We start from the raw sequence: 2,680 nt of genomic DNA, 5'->3' as shown, positions 1-2,680 counted from the left end.
GAACAGCTCTTCCTTGCTCTGGAAGTAAAGGAACAGCGTGCCTTTCGAGACACCGGCGCGCGCTGCCACTTCTTCGGCGCGGGTCGCGGCAAAGCCTTTTTCCACAAACAGGTCAAGCGCGGCCTCCAGCAGTTCGCCGGGGCGTGCTTCCTTGCGGCGCTCGCGTTTGGCGGCGACCGCAGCGGTTTTGTCGCAAAATAATTTGGAAAGTGACATAGTTACTGACTGACTGGTTAGTAATATATCTGCTTACTTTCCGACCGTCAACCCAAACCGCCTAGGCTACACCGTAGCGGGGGAGCCGGTAGTGCCCTGAAAGGTAAACCCGCGGTAAAGCAGCCGGGTCTGCCGCGAGCCCAGGCGAAAGGGACCCGCGAGAGGCCGGTTGTCTAAACGGGCGTGAACCGGCCAACCATTAGCGCCAGCCATTCGCGCAATACCTGCTGCGACACCATGAGGCCCGATGCGGAAGGCACCCATTCCATGAGGTCGTGCTGTGCCGGCTGCGCCTGGCCCATGGGGGCGGGTGTCACCGTCAGGCCGGCACGCTCAAAAGCCAGGGTGGCACGCGGCATGTGCCAGGCGTCGGTGACCAGCGCGATGCGCTGTACGCCGCTTTGCTGCAGCATGGGCGCCAGCAGCCGGGCATTGCCCCAGGTGTCGCGCGACTGGGCTTCGTTCCAGCGCAGCGTCATGCCGTAGTCCTGCTGCACCAGGCGTGCGGCCACCACGGCTTCGGAATCAGTCTGCGCGCTGCTGGCCGCCCAGCCCATGCCGCCGGTAAAGGCCAGCGGCAGGCCTGACTGCCGTGCCAGCCAGACGCCGTAGCGCAGCCGGGCCGCCGTGTGCGCGCCGGGCTGGCTGTTGCCGTACTCGGCGGCTTCCGGCAGAACGCCGCCGCCCAGCACCACGATGGCCTGCACCTGGTGCGTTTTAAGGCTGGCCACTGGCATGGCGGGGAATTGCGGCAACACGGTGCGCGCCAGCCACGCGGCCATGCCGTGGCAGCTGAGCAGCGCCAGGAACAGTACTGAACAGGTTGCGAGGGCCAACCCGGCCTTCTTCTGGCGCGAAGCCAGCAGCAGGCCCAGCAGGGCCAGCAACAGCAGCGACGCCGGCGGCAGTGCCAGGCTGGTTAATAAAGGCTTGAGCGCGCCGAATTCCATGCGGTGTATTTATTTGCTATGAAAAATATAGCTGCTTGCGCTCGTCCTGATTGGGCTACAGCCCTAAATGGCCGTTAAAAGACCCTCAATAAAAGGCCTGCAAACCGGTTTGCGCACGGCCCAGGATGAGCGCGTGCACATCGTGCGTGCCTTCATACGTGTTGACGGTTTCGAGGTTGATCATGTGGCGGATCACATGGTATTCGTCATGGATGCCGTTGCCGCCGTGCATGTCGCGCGCCAGGCGGGCAATGTCCAGCGCCTTGCCGCAGCTGTTGCGCTTGATCAGCGAAATCATTTCCGGCACCGATTTGTCCTCGTCCATCAGCCGGCCCACGCGCAGGCAGCCTTGCAGGCCCAGCGTGATCTCGGTCTGCATGTCGGCCAGCTTCTTCTGGATCAGCTGGTTTTGCGCCAGCGGGCGGCCGAACTGCTGGCGGTCCATCGTGTACTGGCGGGCGCGGAACCAGCAGTCTTCAGCAGCACCCAGTGCGCCCCAGGCGATGCCGTAGCGTGCCTTGTTCAGGCAGCCGAAGGGGCCTTTGAGGCCGCTCACGTTGGGCAGCAGGTTGGCTTCGGGCACAAACACGTCGTCCATCACGATCTCGCCGGTGATCGAGGCACGCAAGCTCATCTTGCCTTCGATCTTCGGGGCGGAAAGGCCCTTCATGCCCTTTTCAAGCACAAAGCCGCGGATGCTTTCCTGGCCGCCGACCTTGCCGTCGGGGTCTTCCAGCTTGGCCCAGACGATGAACACGTCGGCGATCGGGCTGTTGGTGATCCACATCTTGGCGCCCTTGACGATGAAACCGCCGTCGACGGGCTTGGCGCGCGTCAGCATGCTGGCCGGGTCGGAGCCGTGGTTGGGTTCGGTCAGGCCAAAGCAGCCCACCCATTCGCCGGTGGCCAGTTTGGGCAGGTATTTTTGCTTCTGCGCTTCGCTGCCGTAGGCATTGATGGGGTGCATGACGAGCGAGCTTTGCACGCTGATGGCGCTGCGGTAGCCGCTGTCGACGCGCTCGACTTCACGGGCCACCAGGCCGTAGCTCACGTAATTGAGGCCGGCGCAGCCGTAGCCTTCAATCGTGGAGCCGAGGAACCCCATGGCGCCGGCCTCGTTCATGATTTCGCGGTCGAATTTCTCGTGGCGCGCAGCCATCAGCACGCGGGGCTGCAGCTTTTCCTGGCAGAAGGCGTGGGCAGCCTCGGCGACGGCGCGCTCGTCTTCGCTGAGCTGGTCCATAAAGAAGAACGGGTCTTGCCAGTTGAAGGTGGTTTTCATGTTGTCTCCGGAAAAGGGGGGCTGGTTTGCAGTGTAGGGGCGTGGCATCGAATGCCCGCGGACAGCACGATTGTTTGACAAGCATGAATAGTTGTCTAATATCAAATATCGATTCAATGATATAAAAAACATATTGATGGGCCATCCATGGAATTTCGCCACCTCCGCTATTTCCTCGTGCTGGCCGAAGAACTGCATTTCGGCCGCGCTGCCAGACGCCTGTCGATTTCCC

General features: G+C 62.3%; 4 protein-coding genes. 1 reads left to right on the top strand and 3 read right to left on the bottom strand.

What is annotated here, in order from left to right:
- The 3 genes from AC1D0Z_RS19270 to AC1D0Z_RS19260 all read right to left on the bottom strand — a co-directional run.
- Positions 1 to 216 (bottom strand): helix-turn-helix domain-containing protein (locus AC1D0Z_RS19270; RefSeq protein WP_477659793.1); only part of this gene is annotated, 216 nt, incomplete at its 3' end.
- A 173-nt stretch (positions 217 to 389) separates the two neighbouring features.
- Positions 390 to 1,166 (bottom strand): YdcF family protein, encoded by a 777-nt coding sequence (locus AC1D0Z_RS19265; RefSeq protein WP_477659792.1) that lies wholly within the window; start codon positions 1,164 to 1,166, stop codon positions 390 to 392.
- An 85-nt stretch (positions 1,167 to 1,251) separates the two neighbouring features.
- The gene (locus AC1D0Z_RS19260; RefSeq protein ID WP_477659791.1) at positions 1,252 to 2,448 is read right to left on the bottom strand and encodes an acyl-CoA dehydrogenase; all 1,197 of its coding nucleotides are present in this window, start codon (positions 2,446 to 2,448) and stop codon (positions 1,252 to 1,254) included.
- Positions 2,449 to 2,595: 147 nt separating this feature from the next.
- On the opposite strand from AC1D0Z_RS19260, the gene AC1D0Z_RS19255 reads away from it, so the two are divergent.
- A partial coding sequence (locus tag AC1D0Z_RS19255; RefSeq protein WP_477659794.1) for a LysR family transcriptional regulator occupies positions 2,596 to 2,680 on the top strand: 85 nt, incomplete at its 3' end.

The organism is Polaromonas sp. P1_E3, assembly GCF_056405935.1.
Note: the sequence above shows the minus strand (reverse complement) of the source record. Positions and strands in the feature narration are given on the sequence as shown.